This is a genomic window from Bradyrhizobium sp. KBS0727, from assembly GCF_005937885.2.
GTDB lineage: Bacteria > Pseudomonadota > Alphaproteobacteria > Rhizobiales > Xanthobacteraceae > Bradyrhizobium.
Genome location: NZ_CP042176.1, coordinates 5,875,913 through 5,897,061 on the forward strand (window position 1 = coordinate 5,875,913; position 21,149 = coordinate 5,897,061).

The window sequence follows — 21,149 nt, forward strand, 5'->3', positions numbered from 1 at the left end:
CTCATGCCGCAGCATGCTCCACGACAAACCGCCCCGCCCCAAGCGTCTACCGGCCCGAGCCGGGACGCCTTCCGCAATGCGATGGCCCGGCTGGGCGGGGCCGTTAACATCGTGACGACGAACGGCCCGGCGGGACAGGCGGGCTTCACGGCGTCGGCGGTCTGCAGCGTCAGCGACACCCCTCCGACCCTGCTGGTTTGCCTGAACCGAAGCGCTTCAGTTTACGAGCTTTTCAAGGCGAACCGCTTTCTATGCGTCAATACGCTGACGTATCGGCAGGAAGACATTGCCGTCCTGTTCGGCGGAAAGACTCCGATGGCTGAACGGTTCGCCGCCGGAGTTTGGTCGCAGAGGATCACCGGCGCCCCTGTCTTAAATGGCGCGCTCGCCAGCTTCGACTGCGAGATCTCCGAGACAGTCGAGGTGGGTACGCACGACGTCCTGTTCTGCACCGTGCTATCCGCAGAAGTCGACATCAGCAGCGAAGGACTGATCTATTTCGATCGGCGCTTCCATCGTTTGTCGGCCTCAAAGAGCACATGACCATGCTGGCCCTTAGTTTGGCGTCGGCCGATCCACACCCGGAGTGAGCACGATGATAGGCTTCGAACAGTTTGGGACCGGCGAGCACAAGCTCATTGGGATGCATGGCTGGTTTGGCAACGAAGATACGTTCAAATCCTTGCAGCTTTCCCTGGACCCTCGCAAATATCAATGTGCGTGGCTCGCGCACCGTGGGTACGGTCGGTCGGTGGCGGTCGCTGGCAACTATAGTATGGCAGAGATGGCCGACGACGCGCTGGCCGTCGCTGACAACCTCGGATGGACAAGTTTCAGCGTCATTGGCCATTCGATGGGCGCCAAGGCCGCTCAGGTACTTGCCACCCGGGTGCCTTCGCGGGTCAAAAAACTGATAGCCGTCACGCCTGTATCCGCGGACCCCATCCCGCTCGATCCACAGACCCGCTCATTGTTTGAGGCTGCAACTCGTTCCCCGGAGAGCCGTCGTAGCGTCATCGACTTTTCCACGGGTGGACGGCTAAGTTCAGTTTGGATTGATCAGTTGGCCTGCGACTCAATTGCTAGATCAACCTCCGAAGCCTCTGCCGCATACCTTCGCTCTTGGGCAGATGACGACTTCTCAGGCTCGATCCGGCGTTGCGAGATCCAGACACTGGTAGTGGTTGGTGTAGAGGATCCCAGCATCACTCCGCAACTTTGCGAACTCGGCTTCCGCAGCCGCTATCCCCATCTAGCCATCGTCGCGATGCAGAATAGCGGGCATTACCCGATGGATGAAATACCACTCGCCTTCGGGGCGACCGTCGCTGCTTTCTTACAATCGTCAGCTGGCCAGCGTTGACCAATGCACATCCCTGCCACTGAAGGAAGCATCCTTCATCGCGAACCTGACAAGTGCGACCGTTCCCACCTGAAGAGCCTATGACCGCTGGACCAGACGTAGAAGTGGTAGCTTCCCCATGCTGATAAACACACGGCAGATCAAGGCGGCACGCAGTCTTATTGGTTGGCGACAATTTGAACTTGCCGAACAATCAGGTGTAGGAATATCGACAATTCGTCGGCTAGAGGGGGCGGAGGGCCGGATTGAGGCTCACTTTGATACGATTGAGAAGCTCCGGCTTGCGTTCGAACGCGCTGGAATCGAGTTTCTCGGAAGACTAAATCCGGGTGTGAGACTATGGCAGGAGCTTAACTCAGATTGAGCGCGAACTCGTGCTGGTGTTGCATTGCGCTGGATAGGCGCCTCAGGCGTTTGGCATCGATCGGCATGATCTCGTATGATTGCGAGCTGGCTTCACTCGATGGAAGGCTAAACGAAATGAATCCGAAGAAGCTACCGCGTCTCTTGCGACGATTGCCAAACTCCCCGAATCCGCCTGGTTCTCCAAGACGCCAGGTGCGATGGCTGATGGGAAAGTGATGCCCGTGTTGGCAGCCCTCTCTGAGGGCACCTACCTCCAGGACTGACCTTGCAAGGCATTGCGAGGCGAACCCCCGCAGCTCCTCTGGCCGCGGGCTTTTTTTTATCGCAAGCGTCCCTAACGACTGCTGCACACGGTCTTCCAGTACGAATTCCAATGAGCCAAATCATCGCGGGCGGATGCGCGGTTGAACATTGTGTCACATCGCAGCGCTTGGCCCGAATGCACGCAATCTCGAAATGTCTTCACGCTGTCGAGCGACCATTTCGATCGGCAGACGCCTAGCTATACGAGACACAACTCATCGCGCGGCTGTTCTACATCTGAACTCTTTTCGCACTGAGAATGATATCCCAAATACTATTTCGAGGATGTTTATACGCGAATTGATATCTGGGTAGTCTGCGAGCAACAGCGACAAAGTATCTGAAGCGTCGAGCATTTTGCGTGTTGTGGACGTCGCCGAATTGTAATCAAAAAGATGTGTAGCAGAGAATTTCTCAGCGTCGCTGGTTTGTACAAACGAAGTCCGCAACGCAATCGATATGAGGTTCTTGCTGATCCATCGGCAGACGTCAGAGCAACAATCTGGAGAGGGAAATGAAGCTAAAGAATATGCTGTTCGCAGCGCTAGGCTGGATGGTCGCCGGGTCGCCCGCCTGGGCATTCGAATTTGGCTCTCCAGGATTTGCACAACAGGGGGGACTTACGTTCGGAGCATCGGCAGCAACGCCCCCGCCAGGCCTCTATATGTTTAATCAAGCGATGACCTATCAGGCAAACCTAGCCGGTCCCGGAACTCGCCTCACAGGAACAAACACCGGTGTGCAAGCCGCGGCCGGAGCAACTGGACTCGTTTGGATTCCGGGTTGGACATTTCTTGGCGGAACGTATGGCGCTGTTTTGGTTCAAGGCGGAATTATGGATAGCGTCGGCTCTCCATTTAACGTGCAGCAGTCCGGACTGCACAACACATTCATCATTCCAGCCGAATTGAGCTGGAGGCTTGGAGACAGCGGTTTCTTTGTCAAAACAGGATTGGGCATGTACGTACCGACCGGTACTCAGACCGGGGTAAACGGTCTTGGGAATGTCGGCGCCCCTTGGTGGACATTCCAGCCGGAGATTTTTGTCTCATATATCAAGGATGGCTGGAATATAACTTCCAACATTTTTGCGGAATTCAATACGCGAAATACGATTACCCAGTATCAGAGCGGGGACATCCTCCATGCTGAGTTCGCAGCTACTAAGAGAATCGGGCAGTGGAGCGTGGGACCTGTAGCGTACTACATTGGTCAAGTAACAAATGACAAATCGAGCGCATTCTACGGAAATGCCATCAACGTCAACAGATACAACATCTGGGCGGTTGGTGCGCTTGTCGGCTACGATTTCGGTCCGGCGGCCCTAAACGTCTGGGCTACGAATGAGATTGTTGCAAACGCATCGGGGGGCATGCCTGTTGCTGGTATCGACACTGCTACGGTCGCCAAGGGATTCAAAGTCTTTGCTACCTTGAGCTATCGTATCTGGGCACCAGATGAACCGAGTCAGACCCCCAAGCTCAGCACTTATCATAAGTAGAAGGAAATCGCGGCGTTGTCGCTTAACACTTCAACGCCGCGATTTACAGCAATTACGGGATATGTTGAAGCCCGTCGAACCCGCATCATTTTTTAGAGTGGAGACAGCGGCGGGTATCTAGGTCCTCCCCACTTGCGTCGCGCAAGCACGCGCGGATCGTCGAGTACGCGGCGGAAATCTATGTCCCCAAATGCTACTCAAGACCACACGCGTACTGTAACGGTCGGACCGGTCGATCGTATATGTCCGTGATGGCCGGCCATGACCACTACAGTCGTAGAACAACGAAGTGAAAGCGTTCACTGGCATCCACAGCGAACTCGTCCCACATCTCGAAGCGGAGGCTGATCGAGTTGCTCACAGCACCACGGGCTTTGACGACTCGCCAGCCGAGACGGCCAGATGAATGTTCGGCTCGCCCCTCAAATTGCCGGACTTGGTACGGGGCAGCCCTCATCCCTACTCTGCCGCCCCGCGAACAGGAGCATCCAACTCCTTGCGAAGCGCCACGAAGAAGCAGCCGATCAAGTGTTTCGACACGCTGCCAAGATCCCGCTGTCCGACTCCAGCCACAACGCCTCCGATCTCGCCGGCCCCTTTGTGGATTAACTTCGTCCCATTCGCGCCATCCGGCTCGATGTCGAAACGCGCTATGCCGTTGCCGGAATCAAAGCCAACACCAACGCCGCTGACTGTGCCCTTATGAATCTGCTTCAGTTGATGCGCTTCAAAGGCGACCACAGGGAACTGTTCGGGGCGTGATCAGCGGAGGTCTTGGCGCTAGGTTGCCCTCAGACTGTCATGTGGACCACATCCTATAGACGGTCCCATCTTGGTCCTTAGAATTGGACAAGAGGTCTATGCTGGCTTGCGGTAGATCGCGTCGTCCGGCGATTCGACGCTCCTGACGGCTGCGCCGTTCTTACCAATGCTCGCCTGCTGCAGCGAAGAGGCATTCCGCCAGACACAGCTTGACGCGATGTGACTTCAACCAATTCGAGCGATAACCGATTTGCTCTCAAGAAAGCCGTTAAGCCCAGCCAATCCCAGGTCACGACCCACGCCTGACTGACGGAAGCCCCCTGTCGGAACACCGACGGGAGGAAAGTGGGTTGTATTGATGTAGACCGTACCGACGCGTAAATCGCGTGCAACTTTTTGGATTTTGCCGTGATTGGTGCCCCAGATGTACGCGGCCAGGCCGTAATCAGCCGCGTTCGTCCTCGCTACGATTTCGCTGACATCGTCGAAAGGCTCGATTGTCATAACGGGGCCGAATATTTCTTCTGTGAGCAACCGGGAGGCGGGTGGCAAGTCGATCAGCACGGTCGGAGAAATGTAATAGCCGGCACCGGCCGGAGACGCCCCGCCTGCCAGCACCCTCGCCCCGCCTTGCTTACCGAGTTCGATGTAGTCGAGCACTCGTCTGAACTGGGTCTTCGAAACCAAAGGTCCAATTTGGGTGTCCGACGCAAATCCATTGCCGACCTTCAGAGCTTTGGCGAACGCGGCAACTTTATCGGACAATTCCTTGGCGATCGACCTGTGCGCGAACACGCGACTCCCCGCCACACAAACTTGGCCTGAATTGACAAAAATGCCCATAGCGATACCCGGTGCCGCCGCGTCAATATCGACATCATCCAGAACAATGACGGGAGATTTTCCGCCAAGCTCCAGGCCGAGACGGACCATCCGGTCAGCGGCCACCTTGTGGATGTGTTTGCCCACCGAGGTCGAGCCGGTAAACGCAAACTTATCGATCCCAGGTTGAGCGAGCAGAGTATTGCCGACCGTTTCGCCACGACCAACGATTACATTAACGACTCCGTCAGGAAAACCTACTTTCTTGATCAACTCAGCCAAGCGCAGAACCACAAGTGAGGCTTCTTCCGACGGTTTGAGAACAATCGTGCAGCCTGCGGCTAGAGCAGGCCCCAATTTCCATGTGGAGATGAGAAGCGGCGCATTCCACGGAATAATGGCGCCCACAACACCGACCGGCTCATCAACAGTATAGCAGAAGAATTCTCCGCCTCCCAATTCCGGCCCAACATCGATCGTCCTGCCGGAGATCTTTGTTGGAAATCCCGCATAATACCGAAGGGCCTCTGCGGACTTTTCCACCTCAAAGAAGCGTGCCGCGGTCCGCGGCGCACCAAGCTCCGCGGAAATGAGATCTGCCAGAACTTCGGCGTCTTCGACGATTGCGTTTGCCAATGCATGCAGAAGCCGCTCGCGCTCGTGTGGGCCGCACCTCCTCCACGGACTGCCAGTATCGAAAGCCGCGTTGGCTGCTTCGACGGCGGCCGCAACATCAGCGGCGGTTGCCTCTTTCAAGGTACTGATTTGAATTTCCGTTGCTGAATCGATCACGGGCAAATCTGCTGCGCCATCATTAAATCGCCAATCGCCACCGATAAATTGCCCCTTGCGGCACTTCAGGAAAGCTCGGGTTTCGTCGCCAACCAAATCAAATGCGGAAGTTGTTTGCTGCAAGGTCATGTTCTCTTCACTACCTTCATTAATTGTGATGCGAAGCCGCTCAACGCGGGACGTCCGCGTTGCAAATTGGCGAGAGGATGACTCTTGGCTTATTGCAACTGCGGCTCATATCGCAGAAGCTCATCGACTGTGCTCCTGATATGCTGTTCTGCAAGCACGACGGCTCGTACGGCGTCACGTGCCAACACAGCGTCCATGATTGCTCGATGCTCGCCGTCCCGGCTGCTACCCGTCGGCTGGTGCAATTGCGCCCGGAGCCGATAGCGGTCGGCTTGGTCGAACAGCAATGCGCGGAATTGCAACAACCATCGTGATCGACAAGCAGAAACCAGCGCGGCGTGAAACTCGCGATGCAGTCGGTTCCAGCGGCCTGGCTGCGTGAGCCGATCTGAAAGGGGTGAACGTTCCATTTTCTCCAAAAGGTCGAATGCGGAGATAATCTTAACTTCCCAGCGCTCGTCACCGTGAGACATTGCACTCTCAAGTGCGCGCTTCTCGAAGTCGACGCGGAGCTCCGAGATCTCGATGAGATCCGCCTTTGAAACGGGCGCGACGCGAAAGCCACGTCCTGCGTCGAGATGAACGAGCCGATCTGAAACGAGGTGAGAAAGCGCTTCTCGGATCGTTCCAATGCTGAGCCCGTATCGGCTCTGCAATAGTGCAAATGGTAGTTTCGTGTTAGGCTCGAACGTGCCTTTGAGGATGTCCCAGCGGATATTCTCCAAAACCTCTTGGCCAAGAAACTGGACCGGCGAAGGCGATTCGCCCTCCAAGTCAACTGACATTCTCTGATCTCCAATTGATCTTCGAACGGTGTCGGCAACCCGAAACTTCAGCTAGAACTTTGACTCTGGCCGATACAACAGGTCGGACTCACCCAATTGGCGATTCAGCCAGGCTCTACGCTGCGCGGAGACTCGCTTGTCCAATTCCTCCCAATACGCGGCACTCTTGTGCCGCTTTCTATCCTGCAGGAAGTAAATCGGCGCGTGGGTCAGCCAATAAATCATACCCCAGAACACAGGGTTCGGTGATTTGATCAGCTTGCGAGTTTCGGGCTGCACAAAGAACAGTGTCTGTGCGATGTTGACCTTGTATTCCCACCAGCGTTTGACTTTCTCCCAACCCTTTTGCTTTCCTGTCGGTCGAAAGGCCGCAAGGAAGGACTGACCCAAGCGGATGCCATCAGGATCGTCGGTTAGCGGTGACAGGTTGAAGGCGTGGAATACGGTTTGAAGGGCTTCATCAACAGTGGTTGGGAAGTGCGGACTGCTATAGCCCATGATATAGGCGATATAGCGCCACAAATGCATCATGGCCTCAATTTCTGTATCTGTTGTGCGGAAGCCTATGAGGTGTGTGAACTTCCCAAGCATCAGAGAGGACATAAGCGGGGCGGCCATCATTCCAAGTTGATTGATCGGTGTCCCCAAATGCTCCGCATCCCAACGCTTGTTGGCAAAGACTGCCCGGCGGATCAACGTATGCAGCAACCGCACCCGCAACGAGACCTTCCAGCCCTCAGCGTAAGGACGCATACCGCCTGGCTCCGAAATCTGGAGCCAAAAATTACAAGTTAGCACGAACCGCTTGAAGGCCGTTTCGTCTGAATATTGCCCGGTCGACATCAGCACACGGGCGATGGTTTCCACTCTGTAGCTGTCAATCGTGTTAATCCCCTGGAATTGAAACCCCAGGACGCCGAAACGGCGATAGGCCTTCGCTCCGAGTTCCAGCTTGTCCCAATCCAGCCACTCGGGATCCTCGCTAACTTCCTTCCAGATTGCGACCAACTCTTCAGGTGGGTTCTCGACGCCGTCGATACCCTTTTCAATCATTTGATTGATTACCTTGTGAGGATTCACGCCGCTGCGGCGAATCTTCAGAATTGCAACATCAGATAGCGGATCACCCACCCAGTTGGTCATGGCCAACTCGTGGCCGACCTTGCTATCGATCTTCGGCTCAAATCCGAAGAACTTCTTCATCATTCTCTGCATTTGCTTTGCACGAGGCCCTCTTGCCGATTTTTCATAGTCAGCAACCGTCGGAGGCTTTGTGCGGCCCTTCGCCAAACTCAGAAACTGCCTGTCTATCTCAAGCTCCCGGCTTAGGTCTTTCTCTGCCATCAAACCCATCGGGCTACTCCCATTTTGCTTGCTTTGCGTGACGACGGGCCTAATCCAATTAGCTGCCACGCTTTGGCTTCCGAACACACAAGTGCAGATCCGGCTCGACAACTCGAGGAACCCGCACGCAGACCAATTCGCAGGTCGGACACGGATTCGTGGCCAGTATTCCACTCTTTGATTATTTTCGAATATCATGTAATGTTCGACATAACAAGGAAAAACATTAGTCCGCTCGGTCTCATCTGGGATGGGGCACGGCGGGCGGGGTAATCTAAAGTCGCTCAAAGCGAAATGTTGTAATGCAGGCTACGTGAGCCAGGAGGGACAGCGCGTGAAGATTTGCACTGCCATCGTAGCGGTCGTTATTGGCCTAGCCGCCGCAGGGTACGCGAAAGGGGCCGATCGAGCCGTCACCCTTCGCCTATCTTATTTCCTGCCTTCGTCTCATCCGCTGCAAGCTTCCTTTCAAGAATGGGTTTCTAGGGTCGAAAAGGCTAGTGAGGGTACACTGCGGGTAACTATCTTTCCGTCCGCACAACTGGGCAAGGCGTTTGACCACTATGACATGGCTCGCGACGCTATCACCGACATCGCTCTAGTTGGACCTGGCTATCAGCCGGGCCGTTTTCCGATCGCCGGTGCGGCGGATCTACCCTTTCAGTACAACGGAGGGAAGAGCGGCACGGCCGCAATCGACTCATGGTATCGCAAGTATGCCCCCGCGGAGATGAAGGATGTTCATTTCTGTCTCGGGTTCATTCAGGAGCCAGCAACATTTCATTCGCGTAAGAAAGTTGTCGAACCTGAGGATGTTAAGGGTCTGAAGGTCAGGCCGCCCAATGCGGTTCTAGCCAGTCTCATCACGCGCCTCGGTGGAACGAATGTCGCTGCTTCACCGCAGGAGACGCGGGAGTTGATAGAACGAGGCGTCGCGGATGGAACCTTTGTTCCCTGGGGTAGCGCTGTTCTCTTCAGCATCGATCGGGTCGCCAAATTTCACATCGACGAAAAAATGAATGCCTGGTTCGGCGTCGTTGTGATGAATGCGACAAGATATGAGGCTTTGTCAGCGCTACAAAAGAGCGCGATCGATGAGAACTGCAACACCGACGCAGCAGTCGCACTTGCTTCTCGCTGGGCCGATTTTGAAATTGCCGGACGCGCCAAGATCGTTGGTCAGTCCGGGCACGAAACCGTCACCCTCACGCCCGACCAACTCGCGGCTTGGCGCAAGGCCGCCGCTCCCCTCACAGCATTATGGTCCAGTGCCGTCCGCGAGGTCGGCGTTGACCCTGATAAGGCCATGGCGGAACTCAAGGACAGCTTGCAGAAGTATGGCGCCGCCTACTGACGATGCCACCGTACTGCCTCGCGGCAGCATAAGGGGCCGCCTGTCAGACTGGCTCGAAGCGGCCGAATGGAGCGGAGGTTGTCGCCCTTCCGCACCGCGAGTGCCGGAACCCCGTAAATTAAGCTGCGGGTTGGATTGGCATCGCGTGAACGCTTTGAAGGTGAGATCGATCGACGAGATGAGACAATTCTCCGCAAAACACTGGTCCGCGCGGCTTCGTTCAAACCACAAGAAACCGAAGGCGGATTACTGATGTACTCCCCAATACCTTTCCGCCCGCAGCGAACGCGATTTCGATTGTGACCGCCGACACGTCCATTGTCAGGGGAACCAATGTCAACGAGGAAGTATATTTCGTTCCCCCTCGGACTCAATCGAGCCCTATGCCCGGAACCTCCCCGTGACTCGGAACAGCCTTGAACTACTTCAAAGTACAGGAGATTGCGGTTCCCGCCGCCGTGTCGACGCCTTTCCGCGATCGCCTTACTTACCCAGTCTCGGTGATCAACATTCCGGACCCCAAACCTAGTTCGGAGATGTCAGCGGGATAAGCTGCGCAAATCTTGCAAAGAACTCGTCCGCCATCTTTTTGCCGATCCGGCGATCAGACGCTGTCCAAGTTGAGCAAGCTCTCAGCAATCAAGCTGCGCTGATCCGCTCAATGTCGCCTAATACGTACTGGACCTTCGCGATTATCGTCGAACCCTTCAAGATTCGCATTTCGTCACCGCTGACTCACCTCATCATGACCGAAGAGGATCGAGCCAGACTGTCGAAGGTCGCGACGTTCGTGGAGCCGCTGCCGCTGCCCTCTTCGTAAATTCCGCCAACAGGCGCAAAAAAATGCGACCGGCGTCGAGCCGGTCGCACAGTCTGGGAGAACTGGCTATGATTTCGCTATGCTGCTTGCGCGAACGAAACGACGACTTGCGTTTTTGCCGATTGGACGCGCCCCCGCAATCGATATGTTCTAATCGCCGGATCAAGCAATCTAATGGGGGCGTGCCGCATTGTTTTACTGTGCTCGCCATCGCGACCGGAACTGTGCTTGAGCGAACACCGAACTGACGGCACCACTGAGATCCGATCCAACTCTTGACCACTGGACTGCGCGACCTCAAACCCCGCGCTTGGGCAGTTCGGCCATCCGTGGTTAGCTATGGCAGGAGCGTCCGGGTAAGAGATCGGGGATGATCACAGAACCGGCATCCCGCGCTCACCCGATATCCGTCACAAGACCTTTCGGGGTTCGGTCGGCAGCCCGAAGATTCTGGCCGCATTCAATCCAAGAATATTTCGCTTTGCTTGTTCAGACAAAAACGGCAAATCACAGATTGATGATGGCAGATCGAAATCGAAATGCGGCCAGTCCGACGCATAGAGAAGTTGGGTTTCAGCATTGATCATCTCAAAAGTCAGTTCAAGCGCTTTCCTATTCAACGATTCCATCGGCTGCGTAGTGTACCAACAATGCTCGCGCATATACTCGCTAGGCAATCGTTTGAGCTGCGGAGCTTCCGATGGACGCATCAAGTACTGATCGTCAAGTCGTTGCATCAGAAACGGAAGCCAGGCGAGCCCACTTTCTACCCAAATACTCTTTAACTTTGGAAATCGCTCTGGAATTCCATTCAGAATCCAGTTTGTCATATGTATCATGTTGCACCAAACAAAGCCTAACGCATGCATACCCAGAAATCGATTTACGGTCGCGAGCGATTGGTCATTCCAATTGTAACCGGCGTGAAACGCTATGGGCAATCCCCGCTCCTCAAGCATCGCGTAGAGTCGCATATATTCATTGCTATGAACGGCCTTGTGACGAACGCTCGTTACGGAGAAACCGATCACCCCCGGCGCATTCCCGAAGTCTTCCACCATGCGGATGCATTCGCTTGGCGTATTGAAAGGAAGATACACCAGAGTCTTAATGCGATCTTCGGCGACGAGCACCTTGTCGATCATCCATTTCGTGTAAGCACGCGCGAGGCCAACTTCCATTTCCGGCTGTGGATGCATTCCGAGAAACAGCATAGGCGTCGGAAAGACAACCATGTAATCAATTGCCAGACCCTGCATCGCGCGTCGCGTCAGCACAACGTCTCGGTGCACCGTCACGTCATCGACTGTCTCGCGCTGAATGTCCTGATGGGGAATTCGGCCTCCCACGCTCTGATATCGCAAACCCAAATCACCATTCAGGCCGTAGGGTGGAGCGCCGACCCGGTCCGCATGAAAATGACGCGCCTGCTCACGTACGACCGGGTCTTCGATGTACTCGACGATTTCTTTCCAACTCACGGTTTCCATATGATGGGCGTCGATGTCACAGACTAACCAATCCTGGAGACCTCGGCTCTTTGCATCGCGGTTGGCGTGAGCCAGAAGAGTGCGCGTGTCGGTAAACACGCCGGCTTCCTGAAGTGGCAACAGCTCAGAGTTCTTAATCATGGTCACGTCCATGTCTGCGCTCTCAATCTTCGTCTGGCCGGCGTCGATACCAGAGCGCCAGTTCCATTGGTCCGAGGTGAAGCGACCGTAGCAGTTCGGAAACTGCCGACAGCATCTCGGTCGCAGTGATTTCTTCGTCCTTCGCGCCCGCTATCGGGCGAAACGTCCGCTCTTCGCCGTCCGATTTCGCGACGTAGAGGCGTATGGCCGCGGTCAAGAGTTGAGCAACCGCCTCATCTGAAACGCGGGATGCCTCCCCCGTGTGGACCAATTCGGCTGATACGCGTAGAATATCCCTTGCGGTCCCATCGACCCAACCGTAGCGGTCGTTCCGCCGATCGGCATCAAATGACGACATAGATTTCGTCATCCATAATCTTAAGGTCGGCGCGCCGCAATCGCCTTCCGGACCCGCTGGGGTGCTCCCCTGTCAGAAGATCGAACTCGTAACCATGCCAAGGACATACGATATGGATATGGTCCTCACTATGCTGCTGAATGCTCACGGTACGGTCTGCCCCAACGGGCTCTAGGACACGTTTGTATATGCGCCCTTGGCATACGGGGCCGCGCATGTGCGGACAATTGTTGTACCAGGCCAAGAGCTGGCCCATAATCATGAACACACCAATCTCGACACCATCGCAGGAGACCACCTTCCGACCGCCCTCGACGAATTCATCAAGCCGTCCAACCCTGAACGTGTTCACGCATCCTCCGCGTCGTTTTGTTCCGAAGGCCGTGCAAACGACGGCGCCCGGGAAATAGTTTTTAGAACGCCCATAGTCATTGTTCGGGCGCTTAGAGGCCAATACTATGTGTAAGTGCGTGTGATACATGGGGTGTATCGTTGATCGAATTGCGCCAATTTCGTCAGTTTCTGGCAGTAGCCGAGTGTCTGAGTTTTCGGCGAGCGGCCGAGCGACTAAACATGGCGCAACCTCCTTTGACGGTCGCCATCAAGAAGATTGAAGCCGAACTAGGCGTCAAACTCGTTGAGCGATCGAACAAATATGTTCGATTGACTGAGGCGGGACAGGTTTTCTTGGAGGAAGGTCTGCGTGTCATTGCGCAATCCGATCGCGCCATCGCAGCAGCGAAACGCGCTGGTGCTGGTTTTACGGGCCGTCTCCGGATTACCTTTCTCTCGAGCGTCGCCCATAACCTGCTTCCAAGTGCGCTTCACGTTTTCGGCATGCTCCATCCCAACATCCAACTTACCCTTACGGAGGCCACAACCGGAGCTCAGGTCCGTGCGTTAATCGAAGATCGCTCCGATCTCGGAATTCTCATGCCCCCTGTCGCGGACGCTGCGGATAAGCTCCAATTCGAAGTCCTGAAGGAGGATGGGCTGCTCGTCGCCCTTCCCGCAGGACATCCGCTGATAGCTAGATGCAGCATCGAGCTGCGCGAGCTGGAATCTGACCCTTGGATTCTTTGTCCCAGCCACGAGGGTCCGGGGCTTTATGCACGCATCACAAATGCGTGCGCCACCGCGGGATTCAAACCTCGGATTGCCCAGGAGGCTATGCAAATGGACACCATGATTGGTCTAGTGTCCGGTGGGTTGGGGATCGCACTTGTTCCGCGTCCGTTTGCTGAAACCGAGCGCAGCGATGTTGTTTTTCGCGATCTCTCAGGTGTTGGAACGCCCGTGCTGCGGACCATAGCTGCGGGTTACAAAACGCCGTCGCCAATGATACGGACGTTCATCGATATCCTCCGCCAACAAGCGGCGAAATGAGCTTGGCTTGCCGGCCCGATAGCGCAACCGTCACATGGCCCGCCTGCGCGGCAGCGGCGTTTACAAGATCGCCAGGCCAGAGCCAGCCGCGCCAGAGAGTAGCAGCCGTCAGGCCGGCATCAAAAGAACAGGCTTTACGACGGCGCCGTTCTCCATCGCTTCGATCGCTTTGTTGATGTCTACGAAAGGAAATGTTGTCACGAGCTTTTCAAGTGGCAGTGTCCCATTGCGATAGAAATTGATCATCCGCGGAAGAAGCGACCAGGGAACGGCATCACCTTCTATAACACCCATAATCTTAATCCCCATGGAGAGGGCAACACTGGGATCGAGGTCATAACGGGTTCCCGGACGCGTCGCCGCGACATGGGCCATGACACCCCTTTTTCGAAGGCACGCAATCGCGTTTCGAACTACTGCCGGAACACCAGTGGTGTCCATCGAGTAATGAACGCCCTTATCAGTGAGTTTTATCAACTGCTCCAGAACGTCGGGTGCGCTCCCATCAATCACATGGGTTGCACCAACCCTCTGTGCAGTACACAATCTGCCTTTCTTGATGTCTACCGCGATGATCGTGCTACAGCCCACGATCTTTGCTCCCATAATTGCTGCAAGCCCCACTGCACCGGCGCCAAACACGGCAATAGAGCTTCCGGGAAACGGCTTGAGACAGGTCAGCACCGTCCCGATGCCGGTCTGAATTCCACAGCCGAGAGGCGCGAGTAACTCCAGTGGAAGATCCTTATCCACCTTGACGATGTTTCGTTCAGTGACCAATGCATGAGTTGCAAAGCTGGATTGGGCAAAGAAATTCCCTCCCATTTCAACATCGTCACAACGAATAGCGGAGCCCGCAGAACGGTGTCCCATGAAATTAATCTCACGAAACTGGTCACAGTAAGCTGGGTGTCCTTGGTGACAATTCTCACAACCTCCGCATGAACCGAAGGTCATGAGCACATGATCTCCCACACTGAATTTCGTTACCTCGGCTCCGATTTTTTCGACTACCCCTGCTCCTTCGTGACCTAGGACCCGCGGGAAACTAAGGGGAATATCCTGTCGTTTCACTGCAATATCCGTATGGCAGACACCGCAGGAATGCACTTTGACGAGGATTTCCCCGGCTTGTGGTTCCGCCAGATCGCACACTTCGATCGAGAACGGGGCTTCAATCGATCTTGCGATAGCAGCAGATATCCTCATCTCTCCTCGCGCTCCCAAAGAAATATGTCGGCCGATAAAGCCCAACCGATCACGGACTGCAGTTAGTTCATGTCGGCCCAAATAACGGACTTGGTATTAAAGTGCTCTGCAAGACCTTCAACTCCCATCTCCACTCCCAGCCCACTTTGCTTAACGCCAGCAAATGGCAGCTCCGGCGGAGACAACGCAAATGTATTGATGCTCAGAGATCCAGCTTGGATATGTCTCTGTATGTATCTTGCCGCCGTTGCACTGTTGGTGAACGCATATGAGCCCAGACCGTACTCGACGGCGTTCGCGCGCTCGACGGCGTCTTCCAGATGCTGAAACGGCGTGATGGGGGCGATCGGACCAAAGGGTTCCTTCACCATTAAATCCGCTTCGTTTGGAACGTCCGCTATGATGGTTGGTGACCAGAAATAACCTGCCTGCGTGGGCATGACCGGTTCACCACCACAAATCACTCGCCCACCGCGATCGCGCGCATCGTCGGTCAGCTTCTGCATGGCGGCAACCCGACGCTCGTTTGCCAAAGGCCCCATTTGAATGCCGTCGTTGAGGCCGTTTCCGACCCGCAAAGCGGACGCTCGAGCTGCAAACGCCGCGCCGAAAGCTTTATATGAATCTTGATGGACGATGAAGCGGCTAGGTGCAAAACAGATCTGACCGGCGTTTCTGAACTTTGCTGCTACGCTGAGCTCGGCGACCTTAGTGACATCGACGTCTGGCATAATGATGACTGGGGAATGGCCACCAAGCTCCAATGTAATTTTCTTCATTTCCGTTCCCGCAAGAGCGGCGAGATGCCGGCCAACGGGAACGGATCCAGTGAAGGACACTTTTTTGATCAGCGGATTTTTGATTAATCGTTCGGAGATGTCCGCTGGATTTCCAAAAAGAATGTTCAAAACACCTGGAGGGAGACCGGCCTCGCCGCATATTTTGCCCAATGCAACGAGAGCGCCAGGGGTTTCTTCGGGGGGCTTGATGACGATGGTGCAGCCTGCAGAAAGGGCTGTCGCAATTTTTCGGCTTGCGAGGAGCAGCGGAAAATTCCAGGGCGAAAACGCAGCTACGGGACCGATCGGCTCGCGAAAGACATACTGATCTGCAAATGCAAAGCGCGACGGAACGATGCGGCCATAGACCCGCTTTCCCTCCTCTGCCGACCATTCAAAGATATCCGCCGACGCGAAGACCTCCGCTTCTGCTTCGTGCAACGGTTTCCCTTGGTCGATGGTGAGGACGCGCGCAATTGTCTTCGCATCCCTTCGAAGAAATTCAGCGACGCGCAACAGCACCCGCGCACGTGTCAATGCGGTCTCGGCTCTCCACGCGGTGAAGGCTCGGTCCGCCGCATCCGCGGCCTGATCGACATCCACCAGACTGGCAAGCGGAAGAACTCCTGCAACAACACATGTGGCAGGATTGATAACTGTTTGTTCTTCCCGCCCACCACCTGCAAGCCATTTTCCGTCAATCAGGAGCGCGAGTTGTGGGTACATAATGCTCGCGCTCTCGATTTTCATGACTGACACGAGGGCAAATATACCACGAGGCTTTCAAGGTGGTCAGACGCTTTAATCTGGCAACTCAGTCGGCTATTCGGTCTGCGTTCGGCCGCAACACCGTCAAGCAGCGCGTTCTCTTCTTCCGTAACCGCTGGTAGAGCCGACAATTGCGCGGAATCGACATACACGTGGCATGTCGCGCACATCAAATTGCCTCCGCACTCGGCGACGATGCCGTCGACCCCTTCGTGCAGAGCGCCTTGCATGACGCTCATTCCGGCCTGCAAGAGCGTCTCCCGACGCCGACCGTCCGGTTCAACATAAGTAACGCTTGTCATTCTTTATCAGCCAACATCCGGAGTGATGGTAATGGGAAGGGTGTCGAAGCCGCGCAATCCGTTGTTGTACCGAGGCGTCGGCTGCCCGGCTAATTTGAAGCTGGAAATCCGTTTGGCCAGCGCAGTCAGAATCTCCTCTCCCTCAATACGCGCAAGGAATTGACCGACACACATGTGGATTCCATTGCCGAATCCGACATGTCCGCTAACGCGACGTGTGATGTCGAATCTGTCAGGATTGTCCCAGTGACGAGGATCATGGTTGGCGGCACCCAGAAACATCAGTATCTTTTCGCCCTCTCCTATCTGGGCGTCACCGATAGTCACAGGTCTTGTTGTCGTCCGGAAAAAGATCTGTGCGGGTGAGTAAAAACGGATCGTCTCTTCAAAAGCTGGCCGGGCTAGCGAGCGATCAGCCCGAAGCCTCTGCCACTGTTCGGGGTACTGCGCGAAGCATGCGATTGCGGCCGCGATTGCGTTGACCGTTGTATCTAGTCCCGCAGCCAGCAGGGCCCTTACCAGTACTGGAGCATGTTCAGGCTTCAGCTCACCGCGGTCGACAGCAGCATATATGTCCGCTCCAAAACCCACTGGGGCAAGGCGCTCACGCTTGACTTGCTCCAGAGCCCAAGCAGAAAGTGGGGGAGCCCCCGACATCGCCTGCCTTCGCAACTCGTTGTCGGGCCCAAGCGACGTGAAAATGAGTTCCCCGAACGGCAGCAGGAACTCCTTGCTTTCAGACGGCAAGCCGATCGCTTCCATCATGACGGTTGACGGATAGTCTTCGGCGAGGTCCGACACAGCATCGAAGCTTCCCATCGCAAGCAAGTCGTCAGCCTTCTTTTCAGCTATCTCCGCAATGCGGCCGCGCAATTTCTTGACGGCAGCAGGTGATAAAACGCGGTTCAATGCCGTCCGCACCTCGGTATGAACCGGCGGATCGCCTTCCAACAGCAGACTAGGTACGCGCCACGGTTTTTCTTTAGCGTAATCGACGTGCCCAACGCCTCTCCCGGAGCAAAAGGTCTCCCAGTCAGCGAAAACGGCGCGAACTTCCTGGTAACGTCCCACGGCCCAACAATTGTGGCTACTCAACCAAACCACTGGTCCCGCATCGCGCAGTCCCTGATGAAAGTCGAACGGGGCGTCGAAGATCGCCTTTGTGAACGGATCCACCGTCAAAATCGGCGCTCCACGGTGATTACCCCGCTCAAACGTGTACTCGGCCGACGAATGATCCTTGGATCCCGCGACAAGCTGCAGGTTATAACCCATAACTACCTCCCCACCCTTTATTCTGGACTTGGTCGCACCAGGTAAGCCTTCGCTTGCTCGCGAAGAAGCCGCCTCGAAGCCGACGTCACGCCGCGAGACCGCGGCATGGATCCCGAATGTGCAGCACCGACGATCATGATGGACTCGTTGTTCATCGCACGAACTCCAAGAGAATGAGCATCGGCGACCCTTAGTTGCGGATCTGATCTAAGCCGGCACCCCGCGTATCTAACCCTGAGGCTAGTCAACCGTACCACCCTCCTAGACACCCGACAATAATAAATCGCACGTGCGTGCGATTTTTGTTGATCGGAAGTACGAGTTTATGACAAAATCTCCGCCGTGAACCCGGGCGAGTGACTTGTTGCTATACATAGCAAGCCCGCTCGGCATCGAACGGATCAGTCAAGCGCTCTGAAATTCGTCAGAGGCCATGCGGGCTGCGACAAACTGTCCAACGTTAGGGATTGAAAACGCACACACGCTTTTGACGTCTCAATTTGCCGCTCTCAAAAAACTAGACGCGGGCATGCCGTAAGCCGCAGTCGGGAATAAGTCGCCAAACACCTGGCATTGAATAACCGGCGATAACTAACAATACCTTGGAGGAAAACTATGCGCAGCAAGTCGATACAATGCCATCTCACCATGTCAGCAGCGTTCCTGGCACTAACTGTAACTAGTACGCTGGCAATAGCTCAGAAGAAATACGATACCGGTGCCACCGACACTGAGATCAGAATCGGCAATATCATGCCATATAGCGGCCCCCTATCCACGTTGAGCGCGATTGGGAAGATCGAGGCGCTCTATTTCAAGAAAATCAACGACGATGGCGGCATCAATGGGCGCAAGATCAACTTCATATCCTACGACGATGCTTACAGTCCGCCGAAGACTGTCGAACAAACACGGAAGCTGGTCGAGAGCGACGAAGTACTCCTGATCTTCAGCACGCTCGGCACGCCGACAAATGCGGCAATTCAGAAGTACCTCAATGGAAAGAAGGTTCCGCAACTTTTCATCGGAACTGGCGCGACACGATGGAACGATCCCAAGACTTTCCCATGGACCATGGCCTGGCAGCCAAGCTACCAGAGCGAAGGTCGAATCTATGCGAAGTACATCTTGGAAGAGAGACCGAATGCGAAGATCGCCGTCATCTATCAGAACGACGATTTCGGCAAGGATTACCTCAAAGGGCTCAAGGACGGCCTTGGTGCGAAGGTGTCGTTGATCGTTGCGGAAGAAAGTTATGAGACGTCTGAACCCACCATCGACTCGCACATCCTGAATCTCAGAGCGAAGGGAGCGGACGTTTTTGTCAACATCGCGTTGCCAAAGTTTGCAGCTCAGGGCATCAAGAAAGCAGCGGAAATCGGATGGAAACCCCTGCATATTGTGCCCAGTGTCACGGCGACCATTGGCGGAACGTTAAAGCCCGCTGGGCTTGAGCATTCCCAAGGCATCATTTCCGCATTTTTTGTGAAGGACGGTGCTGATCGCCAGTGGGACAGTGACAAGGGAATGAAAGACTTTTACGCGTTCCTAGCGAAATACGCGCCTGATGCGGATAAGACTGATTATTATAATGTGTACGGATACGGCGCTGCGCAGGCAATGGTGCATGTCTTGCAGCAATGTGGCGACAATCTCACTCGCGAGAATGTCATGAAGCAGGCAGCCAGCTTGAACGGGTTTGCGTCAGGCGTGCTGTTGCCCGGCATCACCGCCAACACCAGTACAACTGATTATGCTCCGATGAAGCAACTCCAGTTGATGCGTTTCAAGGGCGAAAACTGGGAACTTTTCGGAAGCGTGCTCAGCGGAGATCTGGGCGGCTAGACACGTTCGCCGCGCGCCTCATGGTTTATCCTGTTCCTTTGTCCGCATGACACACGATCCGCTGCGGTCACTCCCCGCACGGCAACGGAAGTCCAAGAGGCCCACTTGTAGTGTTGGAGACGCTCCCGGCGCATCGTCTCCCAAACTTGCCGGGATTTCGTTTGAAATCTCGGCCTTTTCGATCAGACAACTATTTCCGACAAAGGGTGATGCTACGGGTACCCTATCGATGAAGAGCGCGGCGGCTACGGTTGGCTCGGCAAGAAAACGCGGCGCTGAGGGCCTGGACCTTCGCATTCAGGATGTGTCGGGACCCCTTGTCACCGGCGTTACTTCGAGGATCTCGGACTTGTGCAACGTGTCATCGTCTCAATCTATATGGCGTGCTTGCGGGCAGCTACGGTGGCTTCATGAATCGCCCTAGCCATTGTCAGCGAGCAAAGATATCGCTTGTCCTGAACGTCCAATAGGACGTCCTCGTCGAGATCGAAAGCGTCGCTCATCGCCAGACTTGCGTCCAGTACCTCACGCCGCTGCAACGACGACCCCCTTAATGCGACCTCGGCAAGATATCCTCGTTGGGCCTTCTCGCCGATGCCCGTGATGCCTATGCGAATGCCGGCGCAGCGTTCAGCTTGGTCCAATGTCACGACGGCTGCAACGCCAACCACTGCAAATCGCGATGCAGGATGCGGGACTTTGATGTAGGCAGCTCCACATCGAGCCGCCAGAAGCGGAATTCTCACTTCGGCCAAAATCTCGTTGCTGCGAAGTGTCGTTGTCAGCAAGGACTTGAACCAATCCTCAGCGGCCACGGCCCGGGTTTCCGTAGCGCTCTTACAGATCATGGTGGCGCCGAGGGCGAGCACGTTCGCCGGATAATCGGCGGCCGGATCGGCATTGGCGAGCGAGCCACCGATTGTCCCTCTGTTTCGCACCTGAGGATCTGCGATAAGGGAAGCCGCTATTGCCAGAGATGGCAGCATGGACCGAACGATTGGCGACGATTCTACGTGCCAGTGCGTCGTCATCGCTCCGATCACGATCTCTTCGCTCTCTCTCCTGATTCCCTTCAGAGACTCCACGAGTGATAAGTCGATGAGATGGTCCGGCTGGATTAGCCGCAGTTTCATCGCGGGAACAAGGCTGTGACCGCCGGCTATGCACTTGGCGCCGCTTCCCAATGACGTGAGAAGGTCTAACGCCCGTTCGAGGCTTGGCGGCTTATGATACTCGAATGAAGCAGGATACATCA

19 protein-coding genes are annotated in these 21,149 nt (G+C 55.4%); 7 read left to right on the plus strand and 12 right to left on the minus strand.

The features are described from left to right. Positions 1-3: 3 nt before the first annotated feature. The 3 genes from FFI89_RS27585 (at position 4) to FFI89_RS27600 (ending at position 3,533) form a co-directional block, all read left to right on the plus strand. The gene (locus tag FFI89_RS27585) at positions 4-543 is read left to right on the plus strand and encodes a flavin reductase (protein ID WP_138830682.1); all 540 of its coding nucleotides are present in this window, start codon (positions 4-6) and stop codon (positions 541-543) included. 52 nt (positions 544-595) lie between these two features. After that, positions 596-1,363 (plus strand): alpha/beta fold hydrolase, encoded by a 768-nt coding sequence (locus FFI89_RS27590; protein WP_138830683.1) that lies wholly within the window; start codon positions 596-598, stop codon positions 1,361-1,363. A gap of 1,183 nt (positions 1,364-2,546) precedes the next feature. Then, positions 2,547-3,533, plus strand: coding sequence for a transporter (locus tag FFI89_RS27600; RefSeq protein WP_138830685.1), 987 nt, complete (start codon positions 2,547-2,549; stop codon positions 3,531-3,533). A gap of 459 nt (positions 3,534-3,992) precedes the next feature. Here the strand turns inward: FFI89_RS27600 and FFI89_RS27605 are convergent, their stop codons facing one another. The 4 genes from FFI89_RS27605 to FFI89_RS27620 all read right to left on the minus strand — a co-directional run bounded on the left by FFI89_RS27605 (position 3,993) and on the right by FFI89_RS27620 (position 8,176). Beyond that, positions 3,993-4,274 (minus strand): SRPBCC domain-containing protein, encoded by a 282-nt coding sequence (locus FFI89_RS27605; protein WP_138830686.1) that lies wholly within the window; start codon positions 4,272-4,274, stop codon positions 3,993-3,995. Between the two features lie 246 nt (positions 4,275-4,520). Then, positions 4,521-6,038, minus strand: coding sequence for an aldehyde dehydrogenase (locus FFI89_RS27610; protein ID WP_138830687.1), 1,518 nt, complete (start codon positions 6,036-6,038; stop codon positions 4,521-4,523). An 89-nt stretch (positions 6,039-6,127) separates the two neighbouring features. Further along, complete coding sequence (locus tag FFI89_RS27615) at positions 6,128-6,823, minus strand: FCD domain-containing protein (RefSeq protein ID WP_138830688.1); 696 nt, start codon at positions 6,821-6,823, stop codon at positions 6,128-6,130. A gap of 51 nt (positions 6,824-6,874) precedes the next feature. Next, the gene (locus FFI89_RS27620; RefSeq protein ID WP_138830689.1) at positions 6,875-8,176 is read right to left on the minus strand and encodes an oxygenase MpaB family protein; all 1,302 of its coding nucleotides are present in this window, start codon (positions 8,174-8,176) and stop codon (positions 6,875-6,877) included. Positions 8,177-8,501: 325 nt separating this feature from the next. Between FFI89_RS27620 and FFI89_RS27625 the strand changes: the two genes are divergently transcribed. Then, the gene (locus tag FFI89_RS27625; RefSeq protein WP_168213067.1) at positions 8,502-9,521 is read left to right on the plus strand and encodes a TRAP transporter substrate-binding protein; all 1,020 of its coding nucleotides are present in this window, start codon (positions 8,502-8,504) and stop codon (positions 9,519-9,521) included. A 661-nt stretch (positions 9,522-10,182) separates the two neighbouring features. Continuing rightward, the gene (locus FFI89_RS34600) at positions 10,183-10,341 is read left to right on the plus strand and encodes a hypothetical protein (protein ID WP_168213068.1); all 159 of its coding nucleotides are present in this window, start codon (positions 10,183-10,185) and stop codon (positions 10,339-10,341) included. Between the two features lie 410 nt (positions 10,342-10,751). Here FFI89_RS34600 and FFI89_RS27630 read toward each other — a convergent pair whose 3' ends face one another. From FFI89_RS27630 to FFI89_RS35450, 3 genes are read right to left on the minus strand one after another with little or no spacing between them, the layout of a single operon-like run. Further along, positions 10,752-11,984: an amidohydrolase family protein gene (locus FFI89_RS27630; protein ID WP_138830691.1), complete on the minus strand. Its 1,233-nt coding sequence runs from the start codon at positions 11,982-11,984 to the stop codon at positions 10,752-10,754. A 10-nt stretch (positions 11,985-11,994) separates the two neighbouring features. Continuing rightward, complete coding sequence (locus FFI89_RS27635; RefSeq protein ID WP_246669275.1) at positions 11,995-12,342, minus strand: hypothetical protein; 348 nt, start codon at positions 12,340-12,342, stop codon at positions 11,995-11,997. Further along, positions 12,317-12,811, minus strand: a complete 495-nt coding sequence (locus FFI89_RS35450) for a Rieske 2Fe-2S domain-containing protein (RefSeq protein WP_138830692.1) — start codon at positions 12,809-12,811, stop codon at positions 12,317-12,319. Before FFI89_RS35450 ends, FFI89_RS27635 begins: the two co-directional genes overlap by 26 nt. An 11-nt stretch (positions 12,812-12,822) precedes the next feature. Between FFI89_RS35450 and FFI89_RS27645 the strand changes: the two genes are divergently transcribed. Next, positions 12,823-13,716 (plus strand): LysR family transcriptional regulator, encoded by an 894-nt coding sequence (locus FFI89_RS27645; RefSeq protein WP_138830693.1) that lies wholly within the window; start codon positions 12,823-12,825, stop codon positions 13,714-13,716. 108 nt (positions 13,717-13,824) lie between these two features. Here the strand turns inward: FFI89_RS27645 and FFI89_RS27650 are convergent, their stop codons facing one another. The 4 genes from FFI89_RS27650 to FFI89_RS27665 all read right to left on the minus strand — a co-directional run bounded on the left by FFI89_RS27650 (position 13,825) and on the right by FFI89_RS27665 (position 18,049). Continuing rightward, the gene (locus tag FFI89_RS27650) at positions 13,825-14,925 is read right to left on the minus strand and encodes an NAD(P)-dependent alcohol dehydrogenase (RefSeq protein WP_138830694.1); all 1,101 of its coding nucleotides are present in this window, start codon (positions 14,923-14,925) and stop codon (positions 13,825-13,827) included. Positions 14,926-14,987: 62 nt separating this feature from the next. After that, a complete protein-coding gene (locus FFI89_RS27655) occupies positions 14,988-16,454 on the minus strand; it encodes an NAD-dependent succinate-semialdehyde dehydrogenase (protein WP_210249036.1) in 1,467 nt (488 codons plus the stop codon). Then, complete coding sequence (locus FFI89_RS27660; protein WP_138830695.1) at positions 16,451-16,774, minus strand: 2Fe-2S iron-sulfur cluster-binding protein; 324 nt, start codon at positions 16,772-16,774, stop codon at positions 16,451-16,453. The genes FFI89_RS27655 and FFI89_RS27660 overlap by 4 nt, the downstream gene beginning before the upstream one ends. Before the next feature lie 6 nt (positions 16,775-16,780). Continuing rightward, a complete protein-coding gene (locus FFI89_RS27665; protein WP_138830696.1) occupies positions 16,781-18,049 on the minus strand; it encodes a cytochrome P450 in 1,269 nt (422 codons plus the stop codon). A 648-nt stretch (positions 18,050-18,697) separates the two neighbouring features. Between FFI89_RS27665 and FFI89_RS27670 the strand changes: the two genes are divergently transcribed. After that, positions 18,698-19,894: an ABC transporter substrate-binding protein gene (locus FFI89_RS27670; RefSeq protein ID WP_371722538.1), complete on the plus strand. Its 1,197-nt coding sequence runs from the start codon at positions 18,698-18,700 to the stop codon at positions 19,892-19,894. Between the two features lie 374 nt (positions 19,895-20,268). On the opposite strand, the gene FFI89_RS27675 is transcribed toward FFI89_RS27670, so the two are convergent. After that, positions 20,269-21,147, minus strand: coding sequence for a xanthine dehydrogenase family protein subunit M (locus FFI89_RS27675; protein WP_138830698.1), 879 nt, complete (start codon positions 21,145-21,147; stop codon positions 20,269-20,271). Positions 21,148-21,149 lie beyond the last annotated feature (2 nt).

What these genes read in the sequence shown, in the direction of transcription:
- FFI89_RS27590 (WP_138830683.1), top strand. Translation starts at nt 596, where the DNA reads ATGATAGGCTTCGAACAGTTTGGGACCGGCGAGCACAAGCTCATTGGG.
- FFI89_RS27585 (WP_138830682.1), top strand. Translation starts at nt 4, where the DNA reads ATGCCGCAGCATGCTCCACGACAAACCGCCCCGCCCCAAGCGTCTACC.
- FFI89_RS27650 (WP_138830694.1), bottom strand. Translation starts at nt 14,925, where the DNA reads ATGAGGATATCTGCTGCTATCGCAAGATCGATTGAAGCCCCGTTCTCG.
- FFI89_RS34600 (WP_168213068.1), top strand. Translation starts at nt 10,183, where the DNA reads ATGTCGCCTAATACGTACTGGACCTTCGCGATTATCGTCGAACCCTTC.
- FFI89_RS27675 (WP_138830698.1), bottom strand. Translation starts at nt 21,147, where the DNA reads ATGTATCCTGCTTCATTCGAGTATCATAAGCCGCCAAGCCTCGAACGG.
- FFI89_RS27610 (WP_138830687.1), bottom strand. Translation starts at nt 6,038, where the DNA reads ATGACCTTGCAGCAAACAACTTCCGCATTTGATTTGGTTGGCGACGAA.
- FFI89_RS27630 (WP_138830691.1), bottom strand. Translation starts at nt 11,984, where the DNA reads ATGGACGTGACCATGATTAAGAACTCTGAGCTGTTGCCACTTCAGGAA.
- FFI89_RS27655 (WP_210249036.1), bottom strand. Translation starts at nt 16,454, where the DNA reads ATGAAAATCGAGAGCGCGAGCATTATGTACCCACAACTCGCGCTCCTG.
- FFI89_RS27670 (WP_371722538.1), top strand. Translation starts at nt 18,698, where the DNA reads ATGTCAGCAGCGTTCCTGGCACTAACTGTAACTAGTACGCTGGCAATA.
- FFI89_RS27635 (WP_246669275.1), bottom strand. Translation starts at nt 12,342, where the DNA reads ATGACGAAATCTATGTCGTCATTTGATGCCGATCGGCGGAACGACCGC.
- FFI89_RS27660 (WP_138830695.1), bottom strand. Translation starts at nt 16,774, where the DNA reads ATGACAAGCGTTACTTATGTTGAACCGGACGGTCGGCGTCGGGAGACG.
- FFI89_RS27665 (WP_138830696.1), bottom strand. Translation starts at nt 18,049, where the DNA reads ATGGGTTATAACCTGCAGCTTGTCGCGGGATCCAAGGATCATTCGTCG.
- FFI89_RS27615 (WP_138830688.1), bottom strand. Translation starts at nt 6,823, where the DNA reads ATGTCAGTTGACTTGGAGGGCGAATCGCCTTCGCCGGTCCAGTTTCTT.
- FFI89_RS35450 (WP_138830692.1), bottom strand. Translation starts at nt 12,811, where the DNA reads ATGTATCACACGCACTTACACATAGTATTGGCCTCTAAGCGCCCGAAC.
- FFI89_RS27620 (WP_138830689.1), bottom strand. Translation starts at nt 8,176, where the DNA reads ATGGGTTTGATGGCAGAGAAAGACCTAAGCCGGGAGCTTGAGATAGAC.
- FFI89_RS27600 (WP_138830685.1), top strand. Translation starts at nt 2,547, where the DNA reads ATGAAGCTAAAGAATATGCTGTTCGCAGCGCTAGGCTGGATGGTCGCC.